Annotated in this window: 21 protein-coding genes; 11 read left to right on the forward strand and 10 right to left on the reverse strand. The window is 69.0% G+C overall.

What is annotated here, in order from left to right; genetic code table 11:
* Positions 1-59: 59 nt before the first annotated feature.
* The 3 genes from A5688_RS06290 to A5688_RS06300 all read left to right on the forward strand — a co-directional run bounded on the left by A5688_RS06290 (position 60) and on the right by A5688_RS06300 (position 7,159).
* Complete coding sequence (locus tag A5688_RS06290; protein WP_067827810.1) at positions 60-1,076, forward strand: hypothetical protein; 1,017 nt, start codon at positions 60-62, stop codon at positions 1,074-1,076.
* Positions 1,077-1,166: 90 nt separating this feature from the next.
* Positions 1,167-4,490 carry a DUF2126 domain-containing protein gene (locus tag A5688_RS06295; protein ID WP_067913733.1) on the forward strand — a complete coding sequence of 1,108 codons (3,324 nt, stop codon included), beginning with the start codon at positions 1,167-1,169 and terminating at the stop codon, positions 4,488-4,490.
* Positions 4,491-4,543: 53 nt separating this feature from the next.
* Positions 4,544-7,159: a circularly permuted type 2 ATP-grasp protein gene (locus tag A5688_RS06300; RefSeq protein ID WP_120312487.1), complete on the forward strand. Its 2,616-nt coding sequence runs from the start codon at positions 4,544-4,546 to the stop codon at positions 7,157-7,159.
* A 22-nt stretch (positions 7,160-7,181) separates the two neighbouring features.
* Here the strand turns inward: A5688_RS06300 and A5688_RS06305 are convergent, their stop codons facing one another.
* From A5688_RS06305 to A5688_RS06315, 3 genes are all read right to left on the reverse strand, one after another.
* A complete protein-coding gene (locus tag A5688_RS06305; protein ID WP_242660366.1) occupies positions 7,182-7,850 on the reverse strand; it encodes a DUF6629 family protein in 669 nt (222 codons plus the stop codon).
* Positions 7,851-7,917: 67 nt separating this feature from the next.
* A complete protein-coding gene (locus A5688_RS06310) occupies positions 7,918-8,973 on the reverse strand; it encodes a zinc-binding metallopeptidase family protein (RefSeq protein ID WP_067827798.1) in 1,056 nt (351 codons plus the stop codon).
* Positions 8,966-9,907: a transglutaminase family protein gene (locus A5688_RS06315; protein WP_067913730.1), complete on the reverse strand. Its 942-nt coding sequence runs from the start codon at positions 9,905-9,907 to the stop codon at positions 8,966-8,968. The genes A5688_RS06310 and A5688_RS06315 overlap by 8 nt, the downstream gene beginning before the upstream one ends.
* A gap of 126 nt (positions 9,908-10,033) precedes the next feature.
* On the opposite strand from A5688_RS06315, the gene A5688_RS06320 reads away from it, so the two are divergent.
* Positions 10,034-10,423 carry an MmcQ/YjbR family DNA-binding protein gene (locus tag A5688_RS06320; RefSeq protein ID WP_067827946.1) on the forward strand — a complete coding sequence of 130 codons (390 nt, stop codon included), beginning with the start codon at positions 10,034-10,036 and terminating at the stop codon, positions 10,421-10,423.
* A 4-nt stretch (positions 10,424-10,427) separates the two neighbouring features.
* Here A5688_RS06320 and A5688_RS06325 read toward each other — a convergent pair whose 3' ends face one another.
* From A5688_RS06325 to aspS, 3 genes are read right to left on the reverse strand one after another with little or no spacing between them, the layout of a single operon-like run.
* Positions 10,428-11,507, reverse strand: coding sequence for an FUSC family protein (locus A5688_RS06325; protein ID WP_067913727.1), 1,080 nt, complete (start codon positions 11,505-11,507; stop codon positions 10,428-10,430).
* Positions 11,508-11,510: 3 nt separating this feature from the next.
* Positions 11,511-11,942, reverse strand: coding sequence for a nitroreductase family deazaflavin-dependent oxidoreductase (locus tag A5688_RS06330; RefSeq protein ID WP_067913724.1), 432 nt, complete (start codon positions 11,940-11,942; stop codon positions 11,511-11,513).
* Positions 11,939-13,714, reverse strand: a complete 1,776-nt coding sequence (gene aspS, locus A5688_RS06335; protein WP_067913721.1) for an aspartate--tRNA ligase — start codon at positions 13,712-13,714, stop codon at positions 11,939-11,941. Before aspS ends, A5688_RS06330 begins: the two co-directional genes overlap by 4 nt.
* 62 nt (positions 13,715-13,776) lie before the next feature.
* Between aspS and A5688_RS06340 the strand changes: the two genes are divergently transcribed.
* From A5688_RS06340 to ypfJ, 3 genes are read left to right on the forward strand one after another with little or no spacing between them, the layout of a single operon-like run.
* On the forward strand, positions 13,777-14,676 hold the full coding sequence (locus tag A5688_RS06340; RefSeq protein ID WP_207546614.1) for an oxidoreductase: 900 nt from the start codon (positions 13,777-13,779) through the stop codon (positions 14,674-14,676).
* Positions 14,677-14,685: 9 nt separating this feature from the next.
* Positions 14,686-15,204: an SRPBCC family protein gene (locus tag A5688_RS06345; RefSeq protein WP_067827781.1), complete on the forward strand. Its 519-nt coding sequence runs from the start codon at positions 14,686-14,688 to the stop codon at positions 15,202-15,204.
* Positions 15,205-15,213: 9 nt separating this feature from the next.
* A complete protein-coding gene (ypfJ, locus tag A5688_RS06350) occupies positions 15,214-16,092 on the forward strand; it encodes a KPN_02809 family neutral zinc metallopeptidase (protein WP_067827778.1) in 879 nt (292 codons plus the stop codon).
* Positions 16,093-16,098: 6 nt separating this feature from the next.
* On the opposite strand, the gene A5688_RS06355 is transcribed toward ypfJ, so the two are convergent.
* Together A5688_RS06355 and A5688_RS06360 are read right to left on the reverse strand one after the other, a co-directional pair.
* Positions 16,099-16,992, reverse strand: a complete 894-nt coding sequence (locus tag A5688_RS06355; RefSeq protein WP_067913715.1) for a dihydrodipicolinate synthase family protein — start codon at positions 16,990-16,992, stop codon at positions 16,099-16,101.
* Between the two features lie 37 nt (positions 16,993-17,029).
* Complete coding sequence (locus tag A5688_RS06360) at positions 17,030-17,815, reverse strand: aldolase (protein WP_067913712.1); 786 nt, start codon at positions 17,813-17,815, stop codon at positions 17,030-17,032.
* A 49-nt stretch (positions 17,816-17,864) separates the two neighbouring features.
* Between A5688_RS06360 and A5688_RS06365 the strand changes: the two genes are divergently transcribed.
* Positions 17,865-18,416, forward strand: coding sequence for a helix-turn-helix domain-containing protein (locus tag A5688_RS06365; protein ID WP_067827771.1), 552 nt, complete (start codon positions 17,865-17,867; stop codon positions 18,414-18,416).
* Between the two features lie 50 nt (positions 18,417-18,466).
* Positions 18,467-20,077 carry an MFS transporter gene (locus A5688_RS06370; RefSeq protein WP_347503078.1) on the forward strand — a complete coding sequence of 537 codons (1,611 nt, stop codon included), beginning with the start codon at positions 18,467-18,469 and terminating at the stop codon, positions 20,075-20,077.
* Positions 20,078-20,091: 14 nt separating this feature from the next.
* Here the strand turns inward: A5688_RS06370 and A5688_RS06375 are convergent, their stop codons facing one another.
* Complete coding sequence (locus tag A5688_RS06375; protein ID WP_067827766.1) at positions 20,092-20,532, reverse strand: hypothetical protein; 441 nt, start codon at positions 20,530-20,532, stop codon at positions 20,092-20,094.
* A gap of 88 nt (positions 20,533-20,620) precedes the next feature.
* Here A5688_RS06375 and A5688_RS06380 point away from each other — a divergent pair, with 88 nt between their 5' ends.
* On the forward strand, positions 20,621-22,234 hold the full coding sequence (locus A5688_RS06380; RefSeq protein WP_067913796.1) for a purple acid phosphatase family protein: 1,614 nt from the start codon (positions 20,621-20,623) through the stop codon (positions 22,232-22,234).
* A gap of 54 nt (positions 22,235-22,288) precedes the next feature.
* Positions 22,289-23,920: a chloride channel protein gene (locus tag A5688_RS06385; protein WP_067913706.1), complete on the forward strand. Its 1,632-nt coding sequence runs from the start codon at positions 22,289-22,291 to the stop codon at positions 23,918-23,920.
* 1 nt (position 23,921) lies between these two features.
* Here A5688_RS06385 and A5688_RS06390 read toward each other — a convergent pair whose 3' ends face one another.
* A complete protein-coding gene (locus A5688_RS06390; RefSeq protein WP_067913703.1) occupies positions 23,922-24,950 on the reverse strand; it encodes an Rv2578c family radical SAM protein in 1,029 nt (342 codons plus the stop codon).
* Between the last annotated feature and the right edge of the window lie 8 nt (positions 24,951-24,958).

Genomic DNA, 24,958 nt, shown 5'->3' on the forward strand with positions numbered 1-24,958 from the left:
CGCGCGCGTTCCCTCCTAGGAAACTTCAGACACGAGGAAATCCGACAGCAAGGACGGACATGAGCCAACCACCCGAGTATCCAGGCACCCCGGCGGACCCCCAGGGCACCAATCCTCCCGGCTATCCGCCGCCGGGTTACGGCGCCCCGCCTCCGGGCTACGGGGCCCCGCCGCCTCCGGGTTACGGCACGCCCCCGCCGCCTCCGGGTTACGGCACGCCCCCGCCGCCTCCGGGTTACGGCGCACCTCCCCCACCGCCGGGCTACGGCGCACCGCCTCCCGGCTACGGGCCCCCTCCCGGCTACGGACCGCCACCCGGCTACGGTGGCCCACCCGCGTTCAGCGTGGGCGACGCGTTCGGCTGGGCCTGGAATACGTTCACCAAAAACCCTGTGGCGCTTATTGTTTCGTCATTGGTGTACGCGGTGCTGTTCGGCATCGCCTCCGCGCTGATCGGCTGGAGCCAAAGCATGGGCACCGCCTCGAGCGGTTCCGACGACGACTACTTCACCTTCACGACGAACCTCAACGGCGGCGGGCTGGCGCTGCTCATCCTCGGCTACCTCGTCGCCTACGTGGTGGGGGCGTTCGCCCAGTCCGCGTTCCTGTCCGGCTGCCTGGATCTGGCCGACGGCCGCCCGGTGACCATCGGGTCCTTCTTCAAGCCGCGCAACTTCGCCATGGTGTTCCTGGCCGCGCTGCTGGTCGGCGTCCTCACCTCGATCGCCTCCGCGTTGTGCTTCCTGCCCGGACTGATCCTGGGGATCTTTGCCCAGTTCACCATTCCGTACGCGATCGATCGGTCCCAGCAGCCGATCAAGGCGCTGACTTCCAGCTTCTCCACCGTCACCGCGAACTTCGGCAACGCCCTGCTGGTCTGGCTGGTCGAGGTCGCGGCGTTCCTGGTGGGCGCGCTGGCGTGCGGTGTCGGCCTGCTGGTGGGGGCCCCGGTCGCGGCCCTGGTCGGGATCTACGCCTATCGCAAGTTCTCCGGCGGTCACGTGGTGCCGGTCGAGCAGGCCGGGTACCAGGCCGGTCCGCCGCCAGGCGCACCACCGGGGCCCGCGCCGGCCTGAGGCTGCGCGCGGGTTACTCGTATTACGGCGCGGTAAGCCGCAATTGCGGTGCGCTGCGCCGCGTCCGCGCGTGTGATGGGATCAGCGACTATGAGCATCAAAGTTGCGCTGGAGCACCGCACCAGCTACACCTTTGACCGGCTGGTCCGGGTGTATCCGCACATCGTGCGGCTGCGCCCGGCGCCCCACACCCGCACGCCCATCGAGGCGTACTCGCTGCGGATCGAGCCCGACGAACACTTCATCAACTGGCAACAGGACGCGGTGGGCAATTTCCTTGCCCGGCTGGTGTTTCCGAACCCGACGCAACGGCTGACCATCACGGTCGGGCTGATCGCCGACCTCAAGGTGATCAACCCGTTCGACTTCTTCATCGAGGACTGGGCCGAAACCTGGCCGTGGGCCGGCTCGGTCTACCCCACAGACCTGGCCAAAGACCTGGAGCCCTATCTGCGGCCCGTCGACGAAGACGGCGACGGCTCGGGTCCGGGCGAACTGGTGCGGGACTGGCTGGGCAATTTCTCGGTGCGCGACGGCACCCGCACCATCGACATGCTGGTCGAGCTCAACCGGGCGATCAACGCCGACGTCGCGTACAGCCTGCGGATGGAACCCGGCGTGCAGACCCCGGATTACACGCTGCGCGCCGGGGTGGGCTCGTGTCGCGACTCGGCCTGGCTGCTGGTGTCGATCCTGCGCCAGATGGGGCTGGCCGCCCGCTTCGTGTCCGGCTACCTGGTGCAGCTGGCGTCCGACATCGAGGCGCTCGACGGGCCGTCGGGCCCCGCCGCCGACTTCACCGACCTGCACGCCTGGACCGAGGTGTACATCCCCGGCGCCGGCTGGATCGGGCTGGATCCGACGTCCGGACTGTTCGCCGGCGAGGGCCACATCCCGCTGGCCGCCACCCCGCACCCCACGTCCGCCGCACCCATCAGCGGGGGCACCGAGCCCTGCACGTCGACGCTGGAGTTCTCCAACACCGTCACCCGGGTCCACGAGGATCCGCGCGTCACGGCGCCGTACACCGACGACGCGTGGCGGACGATTCAGGACGTCGGCCGGCGCGTCGACGAGCGCCTCGCAGCGGCCGACGTCCGGCTGACCATAGGTGGTGAGCCGACTTTCGTCGCGGTGGACATCCCCCCGAAAGGCTCGGCCGAGGAATGGACCACGGCCGCCGACGGCCCGCACAAGCGGCGGCGTGCCTCCGACCTGGCCGCCCGGCTGAAGTCCGAGTGGGCGCCGGGCGGCGTGATCCAGCGCGGGCAGGGCCGCTGGTATCCGGGAGAACCTCTGCCGCGCTGGCAGATTGCGTTGCATTGGCGCACCGACGGGCGTCCGCTGTGGACCGACGACAGACTGCTGGCCGACCCCTGGGGCGCCGAGCCGCAGCGCCCCGCCGACACCGAAGCGGCCTACCAGGTGCTCGCCGGGATCGCCGACGGCCTGGGGTTGCCGGCCTCGCAGGTGCGGCCGGCCTACGAGGATCCGCTGCATCGGCTGGCGGCCAAAGTCCGCGAGCCCGACGGGGTTCCGGTGGACGCCGCCGACGACCTCGAATCCGATTCGCCCGCCGGCCGTGCCGCGCTGCTGTCGCGATTGGACGAATCCGTCACGGCCCCAGCGGCATTCGTGCTGCCCCTGCACCGGCGCGAGGACGACCTCGGGTGGGCCAGCGCCGACTGGCGGCTCCGCCGCGGTCGTATCGTGTTGCTGGCCGGCGATTCCCCGGCGGGGCTGCGGCTGCCACTGGATTCGATCAGCTGGCAACCGCCGCGCCCGTCGTTCGACGCCGATCCCCTCACCGTCGGTGGCGCCCTGTCGACGGAGTCGATAGGCGCCGTGCTGGTCGATGCCGAAGGGGCGCCGCCGACCGCGATGGTCACCGAGATCCGGGACGGGCTGCTCTACCTCTTCCTGCCGCCCACTGAGGCGCTCGAGCACTACGTCGATCTCATCTCCCGGGTCGAGGCCGCCGCGGCGAAGGCCGACTGTCCGGTGGTGATCGAGGGCTACGATCCCCCGCCCGACCCGAGGCTGCGCTCGACCACCATCACCCCGGACCCCGGGGTGATCGAGGTCAACGTCGCGCCCACCGCCAGCTTCGCCGAACAGCACCAACAGCTGGAAACGCTGTACGCGCAAGCCCGTTTGGCCCGCCTGTCCACCGAGTCCTTCGACGTCGACGGCACGCACGGCGGCACCGGTGGTGGCAACCACATCACGCTGGGCGGCGTGACGCCCGCGGACTCGCCGCTGCTGCGTCGTCCCGATCTGCTGGTCTCACTGTTGACCTATTGGCAGCGTCACCCGTCGCTGTCCTACCTGTTCGCCGGCCGGTTCGTCGGGACCACCTCGCAGGCGCCGCGAGTGGACGAGGGCCGCGCCGAGGCCCTCTACGAGCTCGAGATCGCGTTCGCCGAGATCGCCCGGCTGGGCGGCGGTGGCGCCACCAAGCCGTGGGTGATCGACCGCGCGCTGCGCCACCTGCTCACCGACATCACCGGCAACACCCACCGCGCCGAGTTCTGCATCGACAAGCTCTACAGCCCCGACAGCGCCCGCGGCCGGCTCGGCCTGCTGGAGCTGCGCGGCTTCGAGATGCCCCCGCACCTGCGCATGGCGATGGTGCAATCGCTGTTGGTGCGCTCACTGGTCGCCTGGTTCATCGACGAGCCGCTGCGCGCGCCGCTGATCCGCCACGGCGCCAATCTGCACGGCAGATATCTGTTGCCGCACTTCCTGATTCACGACATCGCCGAGGTTGCCGCCGACCTGCGCGCGCACGGTATCGCGTTCGAGACCAGCTGGCTGGATCCGTTCACCGAGTTCCGGTTCCCGCGCATCGGGACCGCGGTGTTCGACGGCGTGGAGATCGAGCTGCGCGGTGCGATCGAGCCGTGGACCACGCTGGGCGAGGAGTCCACCGCGACGGGCACGGCCCGCTACGTCGACTCCTCGGTCGAGCGCATCCAGGTCCGCATCATCGGGGCCGACCGTCATCGCTACGTGGTGACGGTCAACGGCTACCCGGTGCCGTTGCTGGCCACCGACAATCCCGACATTCATGTGGGCGGGGTGCGGTTCAAGGCCTGGCAGCCGCCCAGCGCGCTGCACTCGACCATCTCGGCGGACGGGCCCCTGCAGTTCGAGCTGATCGATTTGACCACCGGCACGTCGCGCGGGGGCTGCACATACCACGTCGCCCATCCCGGCGGGCGGGCCTACGACACGCCACCGGTCAACGCCGTGGAGGCCGAGGCGCGCCGCGCCCGCCGCTTCGAGGCGACCGGCTTCACCCCCGGCAAAGCGGACCTGGCCGACATCCGGGAGAAGCAGGCCCGGATCTTCACCGACGTCGGCGCGCCGGGCATCCTCGACCTGCGCCGCGTGCGTACCGTTGCGCAGTAATGGCGTTTGCGGACATGACATTCGGCACCGGTGCACCGGCTGGGCCCGGCTCGATGGCCGGCACCGGGCGTTACGACGCCGATCGCCTGCTGGCCTCCTACCGCGCAGCGCGGGCCCAGGAAGCACTCTTCGATCTGCGGCACGGCCCGGCAAGCGGTTATGACGAATTCGTCGACCAGGACGGCAATGTGCGCCCGGCGTGGGCCGAGCTGGCCGACGCCATCGCGGAGCGGGGCCGCGCCGGACTGGACCGGCTGCGCTCGGTCGTACACGGCCTCATCGACAACGACGGCATCACCTACACCGACGTCGAGCCTGGCGGCCGCGGCCAGGAACCCAGGCCCTGGCAGCTGGACACCCTGCCGGTCGTGCTGTCCGCGACCGACTGGGAGGCGCTCGAGGCCGGCCTGCTGCAACGCTCGCGGGTGTTCGACGCGGTGCTGGCCGACCTGTACGGGCCGCGCAGCCTGCTCACCGAAGGCGTCCTGCCCCCCGAGCTGCTGTTCGGCCATCCCGGGTACGTGCGCGCGGCCGATGGAATCGAAATCCCGGGCCGCCACCAGCTTTTCATGCACGCCTGCGACGTCAGCCGGCGACCGGACGGCGCCTTCGTCGTCAACAGCGACCGCACCCAGGCGCCCTCGGGCGCCGGGTATGCGCTGGCCGACCGGCGCGTGGTCGCGCACTCGATCCCCGACCTCTACGAACGCATCGCGCCGCGGCCGACGACGCCGTTCGCCCAGGCGCTGCGGCTCGCGCTGACCGACGCGGCACCCGACGACGCCCAGGACCCGGTGGTGGTGGTGCTGTCCCCGGGGATCTATTCCGAGACCGCGTTCGACCAGGCCTACCTGGCCACCCTGCTGGGTTTCCCGATGGTGGAAAGCGCCGACCTGGTGGTGCGCGAGGGCATGTTGTGGATGCGCTCGCTGGGCACCTTGAAACGTGTCGACGTCGTTCTGCGCCGGGTCGACGCCGACTACTCCGACCCGCTGGATCTGCGCGCCGACTCCCGTCTCGGGGTGGCAGGATTGGTGGAGGCGCAGCGTCGCGGGACGGTCACCGTCGTCAATACGCTGGGTAGCGGGATTCTGGAAAACCCTGGGCTGCTGCGTTTTCTGCCCGCGATGGCCGAGCACCTGCTGTCGGAAACCCTGCAGCTGCCCACCGCCCCGGTGTACTGGGGCGGCATTGCCAGTGAGCGCTCGCACCTGCTGGCGAATCTGTCGTCGTTGTTGATCAAGTCCACCATCGGTGAGAAAACCCTTGTCGGACCGACGCTTTCGTCTCGCCAGCTGACGAAGTTGGCGGCCCGGATCGAGCAGCTGCCGTGGCAGTGGATCGGCCAGGAACTGCCGCAATTCTCGTCCGCGCCGACCGACCACGCCGGTGTGCTGTCGTCGGCGGGCATCGGCATCCGGTTGTTCACCGTTGCCCAGCGCGGCGGCTACGCGCCGATGATCGGCGGCATCGGCTACGTGCTGGCACCGGGGTCGGACGCATACACACTGAAAACCATTGCGGCCAAAGATGTCTGGGTGCGCCCCACCGAACGGGCGCGCGCCGAGACCATCAGCTTTCCGACGCCGGAGACACCGGCGAAGACGGCCGCGGGCACCTGGGGCATCAGCTCCCCGCGCGTGCTGTCCGACCTGTTCTGGATCGGCCGCTACGGTGAGCGCGCGGAAAGCATGGCGCGGCTGCTCATCGTCGCCCGCGACCGCTTCCACGTCTATCGCCACCACCAGCAGAGCGAGGAAAGCGAATGCGTGCCGGTGCTGATGACCGCGCTGGGCCGCATCACCGGAACCGACACCGCGGCCGACAGCGACGGCGACCACGCCGAGATGATCGCCGTCGCCCCCTCCACCCTGTGGTCGCTGACCGTCGACCCGCACCGGCCCGGGTCCCTGGTGCAGTCGGTGGAGGGTTTGGCGCTGGCCGCCCGGGCGGTGCGCGACCAGATGTCCAACGACACGTGGATGGTGCTGGCCGCGGTGGAGCGGGCGCTGGCACTGGAAAGCGAACCGCCGGACTCACTTTCCGAGGCCGACGCCCTGCTGACCACGGCCCAGAACCAGACGCTGGCCGGCATGCTCACCCTGTCGGGGGTGGCCAGCGAGTCGATGGTGCGCGACGTCGGCTGGACGATGATGGACATCGGCAAACGGATCGAACGCGGCCTGTGGCTGACGGCGTTGCTGCGGGCCACGCTGACCGTCGGCCGCGGCGCGGCGGCCGAACAAACCGTCATCGAGTCCACCCTGGTGGCCTGCGAGTCGTCGGTGATCTACCGGCGTCGCACGGTGGGCAAGATCAGTGTGGCCGCGATGGCCGAGCTGATGCTGTTCGACGCGCAGAACCCGCGGTCGCTGCTGTACCAGTTGGAGCGGCTGCGCACCGATCTCAAGGATTTGCCCGGCTCGTCGGGGTCGTCGCGCCCGGAACGGCTGGTGGACGAGATCGGCACCCTGCTGCGGCGGTCCCATCCCGCCGAACTCGAACGGGTCGGCGCCGACGGCCGGCGCGCCGAGCTCGCCGAGCTGCTCTCTTCGGTGCATGTCGAGCTGCGCGACCTGGCCGAGGTCATCACCACCACCCAGCTGGCATTGCCCGGTCATATGCAGCCACTGTGGGGTCCCGACGAACGCCGGGTGATGCCAGCCTAGTTGCGTTGGCTCCCCGCATCTTTCAGGCGTTCGACGGTGCCCGATCCGCGGCGACGCCGTGATAGCGGTGCGGATCGGGCAGTCGCCGGCGCCGCACCATGTGCACCAGCGCCAGGACCGACAGCGTGGCGGCGTAGATGCACCACAGTGACGCGAACGCCTGCAGGTAGAGGACGGCCACCACGATCAGCCCCACCAGGTTCGCCACCCCGAACACCACGATGGAGCGATAGCCCGACATCACCGCCGGCCCGATGACGGCGATGATGTACAGCACCGCCCACACGTAGCCGTCGTGAACACCGGTCCGGTACTGCAGAGCGTGGGGGCCCGTCGTCGCGGTGACCGGCTCGGTCAGCACGACGACGGCCAGATAGGCCGACACGACGGTGCCGAGCACCGCGAAGGGCGCCACCCGCAGCCGGGCGCCGCGCGGTTCCAGCAGCAAGATCGCCCACGGGACCAGCGCGGGAAGCAGCGGCAGTGCGATGAAGACGTATGCCCGCACCGCCAGCTGGGCCATCCCCGGGGAGACGACGCCGTTGGGCCACACGGCCACCTCGATGAACTGGTGTACCGCGAACACCGCCGGTAACAACGCGAATGGCACTTCGCGCCAGTGCTTCACCTCGCGCAGGGTCGCCACGGCGACCGGCACCAGGGCGGTGCCCACCACCAGATCCGCCGTCATCGAGAAGCACATCGCCGCAGAGTTCCCGTTTGTGCCGCCGCGAATCGGGTACGGCCCCGGGCGCGGCTCAGCCCGCGACCGAGGCGGGCCCGCGGGACTCCGAGGTCACCTCGTCGACCACGGTGTGGATGAACTTCATCTTCTCCAGCACCGTGACCGGCAGCACGAACGGGTACAGGTCGTCGTGACCCATCGACCGGTTCACCATGTTCAGCGACCACGACAACGGCAGCCACATGTCGATGATCGTCTGAAAAGCGCTGGGGCCCAAGGCCGGCCGGTCGAAGGTGGCCGACGCGGGCGCTAGTCCGCACCACGCCGAGGTGTCCAGCGTGTCGCGGATGTGCAGGTAGTGGGCGAACGTCTCGGCCCAGTCCTCGGCCGGGTGCATGGTGGCATAGGACGACACGAAGTCCTCCTGCCAGCCCTCGGGCGGGCCCTCGCTGTAGTGCCGGTCGAGCGCCTCCTGATAGTCGGCTTCATGATCGCCGAACAGCTCGTTGAACCGCTCCACGTAGTCGCTGAACGGCGCGATCAGCCGGTAGTAGTAGTAATGCCCGATCTCGTGACGGAAGTGCCCCAGCAGGGTCCGGTACGGCTCGTCCATCTCGACGCGCAGCTGCTCGCGATGCGCGTCGTCGCCCTCGGCCAAATCGATGGTGATGACCCCGTTTTCGTGTCCGGTCAACACCTTCTCGTGCGCGCTGGACAGCAGCCGGAAGGCCAGCCCGTAGGCGGGATCCTTGTCACGCCCGACGATCGGCAACTTCAGCTCGTGCAGCTCGGCGATCAGCCGGCGTTTGGCCGCCTCGGCCCGGGCGAACTCCGCCATCCCCACGGTGTCGGCGTCGTTCGGCCGTTCGGTCGTCAGCGCGCACGACGTGCACAACAGCCGGGGGTGGTTGACGGGGACGAGCCAATTGCATTCGGCGAGCAGCAGGTTGGCGCACAGCTGATACTCGCTGGCAGGCACGAAGCCGGCGTGCTCGGTCGACCCGTCGTCCGAGATCACCAGCAGCGCCATCTGGTCAAGTGAAAACCCCAGCGCGCTACCGCAGTTCAGGCAGGTGGAGTTCTCGAAGGTCAGGCGCTGGCCGCAGTTGGGGCAGGTGAAGTCACGCATACAGCACATCGCCTTCGAAAGGCACCACGTCGACGGCGACGTCGATCACGCTGCGTTCCGAGTCGGTGTAGATGATGCCGCGCAGCGGGGGGACGTCCGCGTAATCGCGACCCCGGCCCACGATGATGTAACGCTCGTCGACCATCTGGTCGTTGGTGGGATCAAGCCCCAGCCACTCGAATTGGCCGGGCTCCCGCGGGGTCCATACCGCTGCCCAGGCGTGGGTGGCGTCGATGCCGATCATCCGGTCCTTCCCAGGTGGTGGGTCGGTGGCCAGATACCCGGATACGTAACTGGCCGCCAACCCGTTGGCTCGCAGGCAGGCAATCGCCAGCCTGGCAAAGTCTTGACATACCCCTTCGCGGGCCGCCAGAACCTCTTTCACCCCGGTGGAAATCGTCGTCGACCCCGACCGATAGGTGAAGTCGGTGAAGATCCGCGATGTCAGGTCGCGCAACACCTCGATCAGCGGACGCCCGGGCGTGAAGCTGGGCGCCGCGTAGTCGCGAATCTCGTCTGTGATTTCCGGCGGATTCAGGTCCAGGGTGAACTCGGTCGCCAGCGCTCCGCCGCGCCCGACCGGCCGGGCCGCCTCCCACGGCTGGACCGCCGGCCCGCCGCTGTACAGATCCGGCTCCGGCGGATACACGTCAACGATCGAATCGCTGGTCACCTTCAGGGCGCCGTGCGGCTCGGTCACGTGGAAATACGAGCTGATGTTCCCGTAGGTGTCCGTGCTGGTGGATTTGTCGGCGGGGGCCGGTTCGATGGTCAGCCGGTGCGCGACACAGCGCTGCCGCAACGAGTCGCGCGGGGTGAGGAATCCGCGGCCGTACGAGCTGGTCACGACGTCGGAGTAGCGGTACTCGGTGCGGTGGGTCACCCGATGGCGGCGGGCGACCCCGGCCCCACCTTCGCCTGGTTCTGCTGGCAAGCGCCACCTCCTCACCGCTGATCACATCACATGCCGCCGGGCCGCGTGGGGTCCGCGATTCGCCCCGGCCGCCCACCGTTTGCCAATCCGACGGCGAGCACGCCAAAACGGGCGCACAATCGAGTGGTGGCCACGTGGGGCGACGTCGCCCGCATCGTTGGTGAGCTGGCACTCACCTCCGAGCCGTCACCGCACGACTGGCGGGTCGGCAAGAAGTTGCTGGCCTGGGAGCGGCCGCTGCGGCCCTCCGAGCGCGAGGCGCTGGCACGCAGCGGCCCGCAGCCACCGCAGGGCGACATCCTCGGGGTGCGGGTGTCCGACGAGGGTGTCAAGTTCGCGCTGATCGACGACGAGCCGGGGATCTACTTCACCACCCCGCATTTCGACGGCTATCCCGCCGTGCTGGTCAACCTGGCCGAGATCTCGGTGCGCGACCTCGAGGAGCTGATCACCGAGGCGTGGCTGACCCAGGCGCCACGGAAACTGGTCCAGGAGTTCTTGGCCGACTCGCGCTGAGCCCTCACACGTGCCGCAGGTCGATGACCCGCTGCAGGTCGTCGACGCAGGCGCTGACGACGTCGGCGAGGATCACCTGCGTTTTCTCGTGCGCGCCGGACTGCAATTCCGCGGCGTGCTGACGTGCCGAGGCGGTGTACACGCAGGCCCCGGCGGGATCGGGGTCGGCCAGGGCCGTCGCGGCCGCCAACACCACCAGCACCGAGTGCACGGGCTGCGGGAGGCGTCCGCGGTCGCCGTCTGAGGTGGTATCGGGGCTCGGCGAGACGGCCCGGGCCAGCTGCAGCACCGAGCCGGCCAGCAGGGCCACGTGCACGGCCTGGTGATCGGCGGCCTCGATCGCGGTCCGCAGGGCCCACCGCCGAGGGGCGATGGTCACGACGTGGCGGGCGGTGGTGCGCGCCTCGAGCAGTCCGCTGAGCTGTTCGTGCACCCGGTCGACGGCCGTCAGCGGCCAGTCCGGCGGTGGCTCCTTGCGCCCGACGGCGACGTCCGCGGCCCGCGCCAGCACGTCGTGCAGCACGCCGAGCACGCCGACCCGCGCGGTGCGCAACACCTTCAACGGGTCGGCGGGAAACAACAGGACCGCGAACACGATGGCCACGGCGCCGCCGATCAGCGCGTCGAAGATGCGTTCCAACCCGACGCCGCCGCGGTACAGGGCCAGCACCAGAATCGCCGACACCACGGTCTGGTTGGCGAACATCATCCCGTTCCCGATGAAGCCGCCGCCGATGAACACCGCCGCGCCCAGCGCCACCAGCGCGGCGACCGCGATAGGCACCTCGCCGGGCCCGAGCAGGCCCTGCACCAGCGAGCCCAGCCCGATGCCCAGGGTCACCCCGATCATCATCTGCACGGCGCGTTGCGCGCGCAGCACGTTGCTGGTCGACAACGACACCGCGGCGGCGATCGGCGCGAAGAACGGCTGCGGGTGATCCAGGACGTCGTGCGCGATGTACCAGGACAGGCCCGCGGCCGTCGCGGTCTGCACCAGGTTGAACCACACGACCCGCAGCCGTTTGTTGCCCGCACGCGCGGAGGCGAGAACCAGCGATGGCACCGCCCGCCGCGGAGTGCGCACCGGCTAGGTCCGGCTTAACTCGAAGAGCGGGATCACCCGGGTGGTCTTGGCCTGGTACTCGGCGAAGCCGGGCGCGGCGGCGGTGACTTTGTCGAAGAGCGCGGCGCGATCGTCGGCGGGCAGCTCGTGCGCCGTGACGTCGAAATCCTCGGTGCCGATCTCGACGCGGGCCCGCGGGTTGGCCCGCAGGTTGTGCACCCACGCCGGGCTGACGGGCGAGCCGGCGAAGGAGCCGATGATGATCAGCCGGCCGTCGATGCGGAAATAGGCCAGCGGCGAGACCCGGGGCTCCCCCGACTTGGCGCCGGTGGTGTGGAGCAGCAGCAGGTCTGCGTTCTCGAACTGGCCGCCGACCTTGCCGTCGTTGGTGCGGAACTCGTCGATGATGCTCTGGTTGAACGCGTTGATCGTGTCGGTGTCGGGCATTTCGGTCATGCCCGGTCAACCTTTTCGGGCTTGGCGTCTATTCCGGATTCCTTGCGCTGCTGGGCGGTGATCGGCGCCGGCGCTTCGGTGAGCGGGTCGACGCCGCCGCCGGTCTTCGGGAAGGCGATCACCTCGCGGATCGAGTCGACCCCGGACAGCAGCGCGTTGATCCGGTCCCACCCGAACGCGATCCCGCCGTGCGGGGGTGCGCCAAAGGTGAACGCCTCCAACAGGAATCCGAATTTCTCCTGGGCCTCGGCCTGGTCCAGGCCCATCACCGCGAACACGCGCTCCTGGATGTCGCGGCGGTGGATACGGATCGACCCGCCACCGATCTCGTTGCCGTTGCAGACGATGTCGTAGGCGTCGGCGAGCACGTTGCCGGTGGCGGTCTCGATTTCGTTCTCGTGTCCGGGCTTGGGTGAGGTGAACGCGTGATGCACGGCGGTCCACGCCCCCGAGCCGACGGCCACGTCACCGGCGGCGGTGGCGTCGTCGGCGGGCTCGAACAGCGGCGGGTCCACCACCCAGACGAACGCCCAGGCGTCGGGATCGATCATGTCCAGCCGGTGGGCGATCTCACCGCGGGCGGCGCCCAGCAGGGCCCGCGACGGCTTGGCCGGGCCGGCCGAGAAGAAGACGCAGTCCCCCGGCTTGGCCCCGACCTGCGCGGCCAGCCCGTCGCGTTCGGCGTCGGTGAGGTTCTTGGCCACCGGGCCGCCCAGGGTGCCGTCGTCGGCGATCAGCACGTAGGCCAGTCCCCGGTGACCGCGCTGCTTGGCCCACTCCTGCCAGCCGTCGAGCGTGCGCCGCGGCTGCGACGCCCCGCCGGGCATCACCACCGCACCGACGTACGGTGCCTGGAAGACGCGAAAGGTGGTGTCTTTGAAGAACTCTGTGCAGTCGACGAGCTCCAGCCCGAAGCGCATGTCGGGCTTGTCGGAGCCGAATCGCCGCATCGCGTCGGCGTAGCTGATCCGCGGGATCGGCGTCGGAATCCGGTAGCCGATCAGCTCCCACAGCGCGCACAGGATCTCCTCGGAGACGGCGATGATGTCCTCGGCGTCGACGAAGCTCATCTCCATGTCGAGCTGGGTGAACTCCGGCTGGCGGTCGGCGCGGAAATCCTCGTCGCGGTAGCAGCGGGCGATCTGGTAGTAGCGCTCCATGCCGGCCACCATCAGCAACTGCTTGAACAGCTGCGGGCTCTGCGGCAGGGCGTAGAACGAGCCCGGGTGCAGCCGGGCCGGCACCAGGAAGTCGCGCGCGCCTTCCGGCGTGGAGCGGGTGATGGTCGGGGTCTCGATCTCGACGAAGTCGTGCTGCGCCAGCACCGAACGCGCGGCGGCATTCACCTTGGAGCGCAAGCGGATTGCCTCGGCCGGCCCGTCGCGGCGCAGGTCCAGGTAGCGGTACTTCAGCCGCAGCTCCTCGCCCGCGGGCTCGTCGAGCTGGAACGGCAGCGGCGCGCTCTCCCCGAGCACGGTCAGCGAGGTGGCGTTGACCTCGATCTCGCCGGTGGCGATCTCGGGGTTGGCGTTGCCTTCGGGGCGGATCTCGACCACACCGGTGACCGCGACGCAGAACTCGGCGCGCAGCCGGTGCGCCTGGGCCAGCACGTCTGCCGCGCGGAAGACCACCTGCGCGATCCCGGAGGCGTCGCGGAGGTCGATGAAGATGACGCCGCCGTGGTCGCGGCGGCGAGCCACCCAGCCCGCCAGGGTCACCTGCTGCCCGGCGTCGCTACTCCTCAGCGAACCCGCGGCGTGACTGCGCAGCACAAAACACTCCCTTTCACCTGGCTTGAACGAGTGACCAGTCTAAAGGAGGTAATTTCGGTGGCATCGCCACAGACGCTGCTACCAACATCGCCCTGGTCGGTCCCGGCGCCGTCGGCACGACGGTCGCCGCGCTGCTGTACCGGGCCGGGCATTCGGTCATGGTGTGCGGCCGCACCCGGCGCGACGCCATCGAACTGCGGCCCGACGGGGCCGACCCGATCGTCGTCCCGGGTCCCGTGCACACCGACCCCGTCGAGGTGACCGGGCCGGTGGACGTGGTGCTGCTGGCCGTCAAGGCCACCCAGAACGACGCGGCCGCCGCGTGGCTGGCCCGGCTGTGCGACGTCCACACCATCGTCGTGGTGCTGCAAAACGGCGTGGAGCAGGTCGAGCAGGTGCAGCCGCACTGCCCGTTGTCCCCCGTCATCCCCGGGATCGTGTGGTACTCGGCGCAGACCCAGCCCGACGGCTGGGTGCGGCTGCGCACGCAGGCCGCCCTGGTCCTGCCGAGCGGGCCGGCCGCGGAGACCGTCGCCGAATTGCTGCGCGGCGCCGGCTGCCGGGTCGACTGCGACCCCGACATCCTGACCGCGGCCTGGCACAAGCTGCTCACCAACGCGCTGGCCGGGTTCATGGCGCTGACACGGCGGCGGTCCGGGATGTTCCGCCGCGACGACGTCGCCGCGCTGTCGCGGCGCTATGTCGCCGAGTGCCTGGCCGTCGCGCGGGCCGAGGGCGCCCGGCTGGCCGACGGCGTGGTCGACGAGTTGGTCGACATGTTCAGCAACGTCGCCGAGGACATGGGCACGTCGATCCTGACCGACGCGGAACATCAGCGGCCGATGGAATGGGACATCCGCAACGGCGTGATCGTTCGCAAGGGCCAGGCCCACGGCCTGGCCACGCCGATCAGCGACGTGGTGGTGCCCTTATTGGCCGCGGCCAGTGACGGCCCCGGCTAAGTTGTTGTCATGTTCCCCTGCGAGCGCGTCGATGCGAGCTTCACCGACGCTGATTCTGTCGAGGCCCGTTTCCGTTTTTGCAACAGCGTCGATCTGGCCATCACCCCCGAGCAGCTGTTCGAGGTGCTTTCCGATGCCCAGTCCTGGCCGCGGTGGGCGAAGGTGATCACGAAGGTGACCTGGACCAGCCCCGAGCCGCGCGGCGTCGGGACCACCCGCGTCGTCGAGATGCGCGGCGGCTTGAAACCCTTGGTCGGCAATGAGGAATTCATCGCCTGGGAACCGTTCACGCACATGGCATTTCGGTTCAACGAATGCTCGACCCGATCCGTGGCTGCCTTCGCCGAGGATTACCGGGTCGAGGTCATCCCGGGTGGCTGCCGGCTGACGTGGACGATGGCCCAGAAACCCGCCGGCCCGGCGAGGCTGGCGATGGTCGTGGTGGGGCCGCTGCTGAACCTGGCCCTGCGCCGCTACCTGCGCAACCTGCGCAGCTACACCGATTCCCTTGCGACCCGGCAACATTAGGAGAGTGTCATGACCTTCAACGAGGGCATGCAGATCGACACCAGCACTGCGTCCTCATCCGGTGGCGGTGGCATGGGAATGGCCGTCGGGGGCGGCGGCATCGGACTGCTCATCCTGATCGGGGCGCTGTTCCTGGGCGTCGACCCCGGCCGCGTGATGAACTCCCAGCAGACCAACACCGGCGGCTACTCGGCGCCGGGTTTCGACCTGAGCCAGTGCAAGACCGGCGCCGACGCCAACAAGTACGTGCAATGCCGGGTGGTCGCCACGGGCAACTCGGTGGACGCGGTGTGGCATCAGCTGCTGCAGGGTTACACCCGCCCGCACGTCCGGCTGTTCACCGGCCGGGTGAGCACCGGCTGCGGGGCGGCCACCACCGCCGTCGGGCCGTTCTACTGCCCGGTCGACCAGACGGCGTACTTCGACACCGACTTCTTCCAGGAGCTGGTCGATCGATTCGGTTCCAGCGGTGGGCCGTTCGCCCAGGAGTATGTGGTCGCCCACGAATACGGCCACCACGTGCAGCAGCTGCAGGGTGTGCTCGGCCGCTCGCAGCAGGGCGCGCAGGGCGCCGGCGGCAACGGCGTGCGCACCGAGTTACAGGCCGACTGCTATGCCGGGATCTGGGCGCACTACGCCTCCACGGTCAAGCAGGAGAGCACGGGTGTGCCCTACCTGGAACCGTTGAGCGACAAGGACATTTCCGATGCCCTCTCCGCCGCGGCGTCGGTGGGCGACGACCGTATCCAGAAGGAATCCACCGGGCGGGTCAATCCCGAGTCCTGGACGCACGGTTCGTCGGAACAGCGGCAGAAGTGGTTCACCATCGGATACCAGACCGGTGACCCGAACAAGTGTGACACCTTCTCCGCGCCCGACCTGGGTTAGCCGCCGCTAGGCGAGCAGGCCCCGCAGCTCGGCACGACCCTGCTCGTCGAGCGGCAGCAGCGGCGCGCGCGGGTCGCCGACCGGGAAATCGAGCAGGTCCAGGCCGGCCTTCACGGTGGTGGCGAGTCCGCCCGCGACGATGAACGTGAGCAGCGGCTTGAGGTCGTCGTAGAGCTTTTGCGCCGTGTCGAGGTCTTGCGCGCGCACCGCCTCGTACAGGTCGATGCAGGGTTGCGGCCGCAGATTCGGTGCGGCCGTGCACCATCCGGAGGCCCCGGCGGTCAGGGCGTCGAGCACCAGCGGGTTGCTGCCGTTGTAGAAGGGCAGCCGGTTGCCGGACAGCTCGGCGATGCGCTGCATACGGGTCAGGTCACCGGTGGACTCCTTGACCATGGTGACGTTGTCGATGCTGTCGAACATGCGGACCAGTAACTCGGGGGGCATGTCGACACCGCTGGTGGCCGGGTTGTTGTAGGCCATGATCGGGATGGCGATGGCGTCGCCGATGCTCTGGTAGTGCCGGAAGATCTCCCGCTCGGTGAGCTTCCAGTAGGACACCGGCAGGACCATCACCGCGTCGGCCCCGGCCTGCTGCGCGTACTTCGCGCGCCGAATGGTCTTGGCGGTGGTCACATCTGACACACCGACGATCACCGGTACGCGGCCTGCGACGGTGGCGAGCGTGGTGTCGACGACGGCGTCGAATTCGGGTTCCTCGAGGTAAGCCAGTTCGCCGGTGCTGCCCAGCGGGGCGATCGCGTGAACGCCGGCGGACACCAGCCGCTCGACCAGCGCGGCCAGCCGCTGGGTGGCAACGCCATTGCGGCCTTTCGCGGCCGAAAACGGAGTCACCGGGTAGGCGATGATGCCGTGGATCTTGGGCTCAGGCGTGTGCGCCACTGACGGGCTCCTCGGATTGGGTTGGCGGATAACGGGTTTAGCCGGTCAACACGTCGGGATGCCGGGCCAGGGCCCGGCGGGCGTAGTAGGCGAAGTTGGCGCGGCTGCGCTGCGGTGACAGCGTCCAGTCATGGGCCTCGCGGGCGAGTTCTTCGGGAAGTTCCTTGACGGCGCCGGCGGCCATGGCGGTCAGCTGCAGCTTGGCGGCTCGTTCGATGAGGATCGACAACGAGCACGCCTCCTCGACGCTGGCGCCGGCGATGACGTGACCGTGATGCGCCAGCAGCACCGCCTTCTTGTCGCCGAGGGCGGCGGTAATGATCTCGCCTTCCTCGTTGCCGACCGGAACACCCGGCCAATCCGGCAAGAACGCGCAGTCGTCGTAGAGCGGCGTGGTGTCCATGTGGGAGACGATCAGCGGGACCTCCAGCATCGACAGTGCCGCCACGTGAAACGCGTGGGTGTGCACGATGCAGTGGACGTCGGGACGGGCGCGATAGATCCAGCTGTGAAAACGATTGGCCGGGTTGGCCATTCCGTCCCCGTCGAGAACGTTGAGGTCCTCGTCGACCAGGAGCAGGTTGGCGTCGGTGATCTCGTCGAATCCCAGCCCGAGCCGCTGCGTGTAGTAGGTGCCGTCGGCCTCGGCCCGGGCGGTGATCTGCCCGGCCAGCCCGGAGTCATGCCCGGCGTCGAACAGCGCCCGACAGGTCAACGCCAGCTTCTGGCGGGTGGTCAACCCCGAATCGGCGACGTTCGCGGTCAGTTGCTCGGCGGCGCGGCGCATCAGTTCGGATTTCGAATCGGTGAACGTGCTGGCCATATGACACAATGTAACAGAATAGGAAACCTTGTGTCATGAAAGGGGCGTCGTGACCGCACTACTGCGCGCGGTCCGCAAGCAACGCGGCCTTACCCTCGAGGCGCTGGCCGAGCAGACCGGATTGACCAAGAGCTACCTGTCCAAGATCGAACGCCGGCGCAGCACACCGTCGATCGCGGTGGCCCTCAAGGTCGCCAAGGTCCTCGACGTCGATGTCGGGCGGCTGTTTTCCGAGGAGGCCGCACAGGAGAAGATCACCGTCGAGCGTGCCGACCCCGACGCCGGGGGTGAGCGCTACCGGGTACTGGCCTCGACCCTGCTGGGAAAGTCGATGTCGCCCTTCGTGGTTCGCCCGACCGAGCAGCTCGCCGACGATCCCCATCCCGAGCACGCCGGCCAGGAATTCATGTTCGTGCACGCCGGCACCGTCGAACTCGACTACGGGGACCAGACGTTCACGCTCGGGCCCGGCGACAGCGCCTATTTCGACGCATCGGTCAGCCATAAGATCCGGGCGGTCGGCGCCGAACGCCCCGAAGTCGTGGTCGTGGCGCATGCCGAGCCCAGCGCCCGCGGCCTCCGCGACATGTTTGTGCCTTAGACTTCTATCCCCCACGCGCGTATGTCGGATAGGAAACGAGCGACCCAGCCGTGACTCAGACCTCAGCGCTCACCGAAGATGGGAAAGTGTCGGCATGGGCGCCGATGCGCAACGGCGTGTTTCGCGCGTTGTTCATCGCCCAGTTCGTGTCCAACGTCGGGACCTGGATGCAGAGTGTGGCCGCGCAGTGGTTCCTCGTCGAGGACCACAGCAGTGCCGTCGTCGTGGCGCTGGTCCAGACCGCGAGCCTGGGACCGACGCTGCTGCTGGGGATCTTCGCCGGGGCGCTTGCCGACCTGTTCGACCGGCGGCGGCTACTGATCTTCCTGCAGTCCTATGCGGTCCTGGTGACGCTGGCCCTGGCCGCGCTGACCTTTCTCGGCACCCTCACCCCGACCGAGCTACTGCTGTTCACTCTGGCCGTCGGCTTCGCCTCCGCCCTGACCGCGCCGGCCTGGCAGGCCATTCAGCCCGAGGTCGTCACGCGCGAGCAGATACCGGCCGCAGCGACTTTGGCCAGCGTCTCGGTGAACGTCGCCCGGGTGGTCGGGCCCGCGATCGGCGGCGTGGTGCTGGCCATGACCGGGCCCGGAGCCGTCTTCGCCATCAACGCCATATCTTTCGCGGGAATCATCATCGCCCTGGCGGCGTGGCGTCGACCCAAACAAGAGCCACCCGTCGAACGGGAACACTTCAGCCAGGCCATCGTCACCGGGCTCCGCTACGTCATCAACGGCCCGATATTTCGCCGAATTCTCTTGCGCACAACACTTTTCGTGTTCCCGGCCTCGGCCCTACTGGCGCTGTTGCCGGTGGCCGCCGCCGACCGGTGGCACCTGGGCGCCAGTGGCTACGGTGTGGCGCTGGGGGCCATAGGTTGTGGCGCGGTGCTCGCCGTCGCGGTTCCCGCGCCCGTGCGCCGGACGGTGCCCCCGAACGCGTTGCTGGCAGTCTCGGCCGCCGCGTATGCGCTGGCGCCGCTCGCCGTGGTCCTGCTGCCGTTCGCGGCGGCGGCGCCGTTTCTGGTGCTGTCCGGCACGACCTGGCTGGTCACGCTCACGACGCTGAACGCCGCCGCGCAACTCCATCTCCCGCAATGGGTTCGGGCCCGCGGATTGTCGGCGTACCTTCTCGTCTTCACCGGATCACAGGCGCTCGGCTCATATCTCTGGGGCGCCATCGCCACGCGGGCGGGGCTTGATTTCGCGCTGGTGTTGTCGGCCGCGTTCCTGGGTGCCGCCGCACTCAGCGTCGCCGTCCTTCCGTTGCGACCGGCCACCGGCAAGCTCAGCCGGGACATCTCCAGGGCATGGCCGTCGCCGATGGTCGTCTTCGAACCCTGTCCTGACGACGGACCCGTCCTGGTGGCCGTCCGCTACCGCGTGGCGGCCGACAAACTCCAAGAGTTCGTCGAGGCGATGAGCGCGGTCCGGCGGTCGCGGTTACGCACCGGTGGACACAGCTGGCGGCTGTATCACAGCATCGAGGACCCCGACGCGGTCCTCGAGAGGTTCACGGTGCCGTCCTGGAGCGAGTTTCAGCACCAGCACACCGAGCGCTGGCTGGAGTCCGACCACGACGGCCTCGCGACGGCGGTGAGCTACACCATCGACAAGGCCCGGCAGCCCGAGTACTACCTCGCACTGCGCGTGCACCGATGAACGAGCCGGCCTGATTACCCGCGCGGGGCCGTGCAGGTGACGGTGGTGGTGGCGTCCTGCTGGGCGACCACCTGGCCGTCCACCGCGATCTCGCAGTGGAACGAGGCGGGCCCGTTGCCCGAATCCGGCCAGTGCAGCATGCCGCTGGCGGTGATGCTCGCCCACTGGTTCGGGTTTGCCAGCGTGGCGTTGTAGGTGACCGGTTGCCCGGCGCTGAGCGGGGCCTGCACGTTGGTCATGAACTTCGACGAGTCCGCGTTGTAGGCCGCCTGGCTGGGCGGATCGGAACTCACGTAGTTGACCGTGGCGGTCACGTTGTTGGGGCTGGTCACCGTGTACGTCACCTGATGACCGGCCGGATCCGCATAGCTGGTCGCGGGCGTGAATACCGCGCCCGCGGCCGTTGCCAGCAGTACCGCTGAGATCGCGCTCGCTGTCCTTTGCACGTTCGTCATATCGAAAACGCTACCGGATTCGTTAGCAGAGGTTCGCTGTTTACCGGCGGCTGTGCCCGCGGTCGCCCGGCTCGGGTATGAAGCAAGCATGAGCGACGACCCGCGTTCGGCCCCACAACAGGCCTCGCAACAGGCGGACGTCACCCGAGCGCCGGTGACCCGCCGCCGATTGCTGACGACCGGCGCGGTCTCGGCCGCTCTCGGGGTGGGCATCGGGGGCGGTGCCGCGCTGCTGTGGTCACGCCCGCGCGGACCGATGGCCTGGCTGCGGCCCGATCGCCACGGCGCACAACCGGTCGCCGGGCTGCACCTGCAATTCGGGAAGAACGCCGGCACGGAAGTGGTGGTGTCCTGGCACACCACCGACGCGGTCCGCAATCCCCGCGTCCTGCTCGGGACGCCGGCATCGGGCTTCGGCCACACCGTGGCCGCGGAAACCCGCACCTATCGGGACGCGAAGTCGGGCACCGAAGTTCGCGTCAACCATGCCCGGCTGACCAATCTCAGCCCGGACACCGACTACGTGTACGCCGCGGTGCACGACGGCGCGGAAGCCGAGCAGGGCACCGTGCGCACCGCGCCGACGGGCCGAAAGAGATTGCTGTTCACCAGCTTCGGTGACCAGTCCACGCCGGCCCTGGCCAAGATGCCCGACGGCAGCTACGCCACCGACAACATCGGCTCGCCGGCCGCCGCCGACACCACCATGGCGATCGAGCGGATGGGCCCGCTGTTCAACCTGATCAACGGCGACCTGTGCTACGCCAACCTGGCCCGAGACCGGGTGCGCACCTGGTCGAACTGGTTCGAGAACAACACCCGCTCGGCACGATACCGGCCGTGGATGCCCGCGGCCGGGAATCACGAGAACGAATTGGGCAACGGTCCAATCGGTTACGGCGCCTATCAGGCCTACTTCGCGGTGCCCGATTCCGGGTCGAGCCCCGAGACGCGCGGCATGTGGTACTCATTCACCGCCGGCTCGGTGCGGGTGATCAGCCTCAGCAACGACGACGTCGCCTTTCAGGACGGCGGCAACTTCTACGTGCACGGCTACTCCGGCGGCGAGCAAAGGCGTTGGCTTGCAAGCGAACTCGCCGCGGCCAGGCACGATCCGGACATCGACTGGATCGTGGTGTGCATGCATCAGACGGCGATCTCCACCGCCGACCGGACCAACGGCGCCGACCTGGGCATCCGCGAGGAATGGCTGCCGCTCTTCGACCAGTACCAGGTCGATCTGGTGCTGTGCGGTCACGAACACCATTACGAGCGCTCGCACCCGCTGCGCGGCACGCTCGGGACCGATACCCGCACGCCGATACCCGTCGACACCCGAAACGATCTCATCGACGCCACACGGGGAACGGTGCACCTGGTCATCGGCGGCGGCGGCACCTCGGCGCCGAGCAACGCGATGTTCTTCCCCGATCCTCGGTGCCGGGTGGTGACCGGCGTGGGCGCCTTCGATCCCGGGCTGGGCCGCAAGGCGCCCATCTACGTCCTCGAGGACGCGCCGTGGTCGGCCTTTCGCGACCGCGACAACCCTTACGGTTTCGCGGCTTTCGACGTCGATCCGGGCCGGCCCGGCGGTAACACCTCGATCAAGGCCACGCACTACGCGCTGCGGGGCCCGTTCGGTGAAGTCGCCGTCATCGACGAATTCACGCTCACCAAGCCGCGCGGCGATAAGGCCGGCTAGCCCCACCCAGCAACATGGCCGCGGCGGATTTTATCCCTGTGAAATACTTCAGAAATGGTTGAACCGCCGGGTGGTCCGGTCGCCGGGGGCCGCCTGGCGGACTTCGTGGTCGACCGGCGCATGCTGCTGATCACGGCGCTCGCGGTGCCGATCGGAGCGCTTGCCGCCGGTGCGGCGTGGTGTCTGCTCCGGTTGATCGGGCTGGTCACCAACCTCGTCTTCTACCAGCGCTGGGCCGTCGACCTGGTGGCACCGGGATCCCACCCCCATCCGTGGTGGTTGTTGCTGGGCGCCCCGGTCGCCGGCGGCCTGGTGGTCGGCGTCATGGCGCGGCTGGGCTCGGAGAAGATCCGCGGTCACGGCATGCCCGAGGCGATCGAGGCGATTCTCACCCAGGGCAGCCGCGTCGAGCCGAAAGTCGCTATCCTCAAACCAATTTCGGCCGCGATCAGCATCGGCACCGGCGGCCCGTTCGGCGCGGAGGGGCCGATCATCATGACCGGCGGGGCGCTCGGGTCGATCCTGGCCCAGCACCTGCATCTGACCGCCGACGAGCGCAAGATCCTGCTGGTTTCGGGAGCCGCCGGCGGAATGGCGGCCACCTTCAATTCGCCGCTGGCGTCCATCCTGCTGGCAGTGGAGCTGTTGCTGTTCGAATGGCGGCCCCGCAGCCTGATTCCGGTGACGGCATCGGTCGTCGTCGCGACCGTCGTGCGCCAATTCATCCTCGGCGGCAACCCGGTCTTCCCCGTCGACGTTGCGCACCTCACCCGCGTCGACTGGAAGATCGACCTGTTGGCACTCGTCATCGGAGCCTGCGGCGCCGTGGTCGCGATCGCCGCAACGCGGTTGGTGTATCTGGCCGAAGACGCCTTCTCGCGCCTGCCGATCCACTGGATGTGGTGGCCCGCGATCGGCGGCTTGGTGATAGGAACGGGTGGGCTGATCGAGCCGCGCGCCCTCGGCGTCGGCTATGACGTGATCGACGCGCTGCTCACCGGCCGTGCCACCCTGTCCCTGATCGTCGGCATCCTCATCGTGAAGACCGTCATCTGGTCACTGTCATTGGGTTCGGGCACGTCTGGCGGTGTACTCGCGCCGGTGTTCATGATCGGCGGTGCGCTCGGAGCCCTTGTGGGACAGGGCCTGCCGGCCGTGTTCCCGGGTTTCTGGGCGATCCTCGGCCTGGCGGCCGTGGTGGGCGGCGTCATGCGTTCGCCGCTGACCGGCATCGTCTTCACCCTCGAACTCACGCATGCCTGGCCCGCGCTGCTTCCCTTGATCGTCGCGTCGGCCACGGCCTATGCCGCGTCGGTGATGATGCTCGACCGGTCCGTTCTGACGGAGAAGATCGCCCGACGCGGGCTGCATCTGACCCGCGACTACACCACCGACCCGCTGGAAGCGTTCTTCGTCGCCGACGTCATGCATTCCGAGCCCACGGACATACCGACGGACGGCAGCGTCAGCACCCGCGACACCCTCCGCCACGCCGCGAACGTCCTCGCCGAATCGGGCGGCCGCGCGCTGCGAGTCCTGTCGCCGGACGGCACGGAACAAGGTCACCTGCTGCTGCAGGATCTGCTCGCCGCCCGCCTACACGACATCAACGAAGACACCCAGCGCACCCGGCACTTCGTCGCGTTCACCCGCAGACGAACCCCGCGGGTCAGCGATCCCGGCTAGCTCAAAACAACGTCGGCTGAACGGGTTCCGGCGCCGGCCCGGGTGAGACCGGCTGTGCGAACGGGCGGTGGTCGCCGGCCAGCCGATACTTGGCGATCAGCGGCGCGGCCCGCTCCCGCAACGCGTCGCGATAGTCCTGCGGCAGGTAGGCACCCCGCCGGTACAGCTCGCGATAGCGGCCGACCAGCTCGGGATGCGAGCGCGCCAGCCACGCCATGAACCAGCCCCGGGTCGAGCCGCGCAGATGCAGGCCGAAGACCGTGACGCTGCTGGCACCCGCCGCCGCGATCTGGCCGAGCAGCCCGTCGAGGTGCTCGACGGAATCGGTGAGATGCGGCAGCACCGGCGCGACCATCACGTGGCAGTCCAGCCCGGCGGCACGGATGGCGCTGATCAGACCCAGCCGGGCCTGCGGTGTGGGCGTGCCGGGTTCGACGTCCTTGTGCAGCTCTGGATCGCCGACGGCCAGCGACACCGCGACCGAGACCGGAACCCGCGTGGCGGCATCCGTGATCAGCGGCAGGTCGCGGCGCAACAGGGTGCCCTTGGTCAGGATCGACAGCGGCGTGCCGGATTCGGCCAGGGCGCCGATGATGCCGGGCATCAGCGCGTAGCGGCCCTCGGCCCGCTGGTACGGATCGGTGTTGGTGCCCAGCGCGACGGTCTCGCGCTGCCAGGCCGGCCGCCGCAGCTCGCGGCGCAGCACCTCGACGACGTTGGTCTTGACGACGACCTGGGTGTCAAAGTCGTTGCCGCAGTCCAGCTCCAGGTATTCGTGGGTGGGCCGGGCGAAGCAGTATCGGCAGGCGTGCGAGCAGCCGCGGTAGCCGTTCACGGTGTAGCGGAACGGCAGCGCCGACGCGTTGGGCACCTTGTTGAGCGCGGACTTGCACAGCACCTCGTGGAAGGTGATCCCCTCGAACTGCGGCGAGCGCACGCTGCGCACGAAGCCGATGCGTTGCAGCCCCGGCAATGCCCCGTCCTCGACCGGCTTCCCGTTGACCGCGACGGCCTGATTTGCCCACCGCATCCGTCTAT

It is taken from the genome of Mycobacterium mantenii, from assembly GCF_001667865.1.
In the GTDB taxonomy this organism is placed as follows: domain Bacteria; phylum Actinomycetota; class Actinomycetes; order Mycobacteriales; family Mycobacteriaceae; genus Mycobacterium; species Mycobacterium mantenii_A.

What these genes read in the sequence shown, in the direction of transcription:
- A5688_RS06290 (WP_067827810.1), top strand. Translation starts at nt 60, where the DNA reads ATGAGCCAACCACCCGAGTATCCAGGCACCCCGGCGGACCCCCAGGGC.
- A5688_RS06295 (WP_067913733.1), top strand. Translation starts at nt 1,167, where the DNA reads ATGAGCATCAAAGTTGCGCTGGAGCACCGCACCAGCTACACCTTTGAC.
- A5688_RS06300 (WP_120312487.1), top strand. Translation starts at nt 4,544, where the DNA reads ATGGCCGGCACCGGGCGTTACGACGCCGATCGCCTGCTGGCCTCCTAC.
- A5688_RS06305 (WP_242660366.1), bottom strand. Translation starts at nt 7,850, where the DNA reads ATGACGGCGGATCTGGTGGTGGGCACCGCCCTGGTGCCGGTCGCCGTG.
- A5688_RS06310 (WP_067827798.1), bottom strand. Translation starts at nt 8,973, where the DNA reads ATGCGTGACTTCACCTGCCCCAACTGCGGCCAGCGCCTGACCTTCGAG.
- A5688_RS06330 (WP_067913724.1), bottom strand. Translation starts at nt 11,942, where the DNA reads ATGACCGAAATGCCCGACACCGACACGATCAACGCGTTCAACCAGAGC.
- A5688_RS06345 (WP_067827781.1), top strand. Translation starts at nt 14,686, where the DNA reads ATGTTCCCCTGCGAGCGCGTCGATGCGAGCTTCACCGACGCTGATTCT.
- ypfJ (WP_067827778.1), top strand. Translation starts at nt 15,214, where the DNA reads ATGACCTTCAACGAGGGCATGCAGATCGACACCAGCACTGCGTCCTCA.
- A5688_RS06360 (WP_067913712.1), bottom strand. Translation starts at nt 17,815, where the DNA reads ATGGCCAGCACGTTCACCGATTCGAAATCCGAACTGATGCGCCGCGCC.
- A5688_RS06375 (WP_067827766.1), bottom strand. Translation starts at nt 20,532, where the DNA reads ATGACGAACGTGCAAAGGACAGCGAGCGCGATCTCAGCGGTACTGCTG.
- A5688_RS06380 (WP_067913796.1), top strand. Translation starts at nt 20,621, where the DNA reads ATGAGCGACGACCCGCGTTCGGCCCCACAACAGGCCTCGCAACAGGCG.
- A5688_RS06385 (WP_067913706.1), top strand. Translation starts at nt 22,289, where the DNA reads ATGGTTGAACCGCCGGGTGGTCCGGTCGCCGGGGGCCGCCTGGCGGAC.
- A5688_RS06390 (WP_067913703.1), bottom strand. Translation starts at nt 24,950, where the DNA reads ATGCGGTGGGCAAATCAGGCCGTCGCGGTCAACGGGAAGCCGGTCGAG.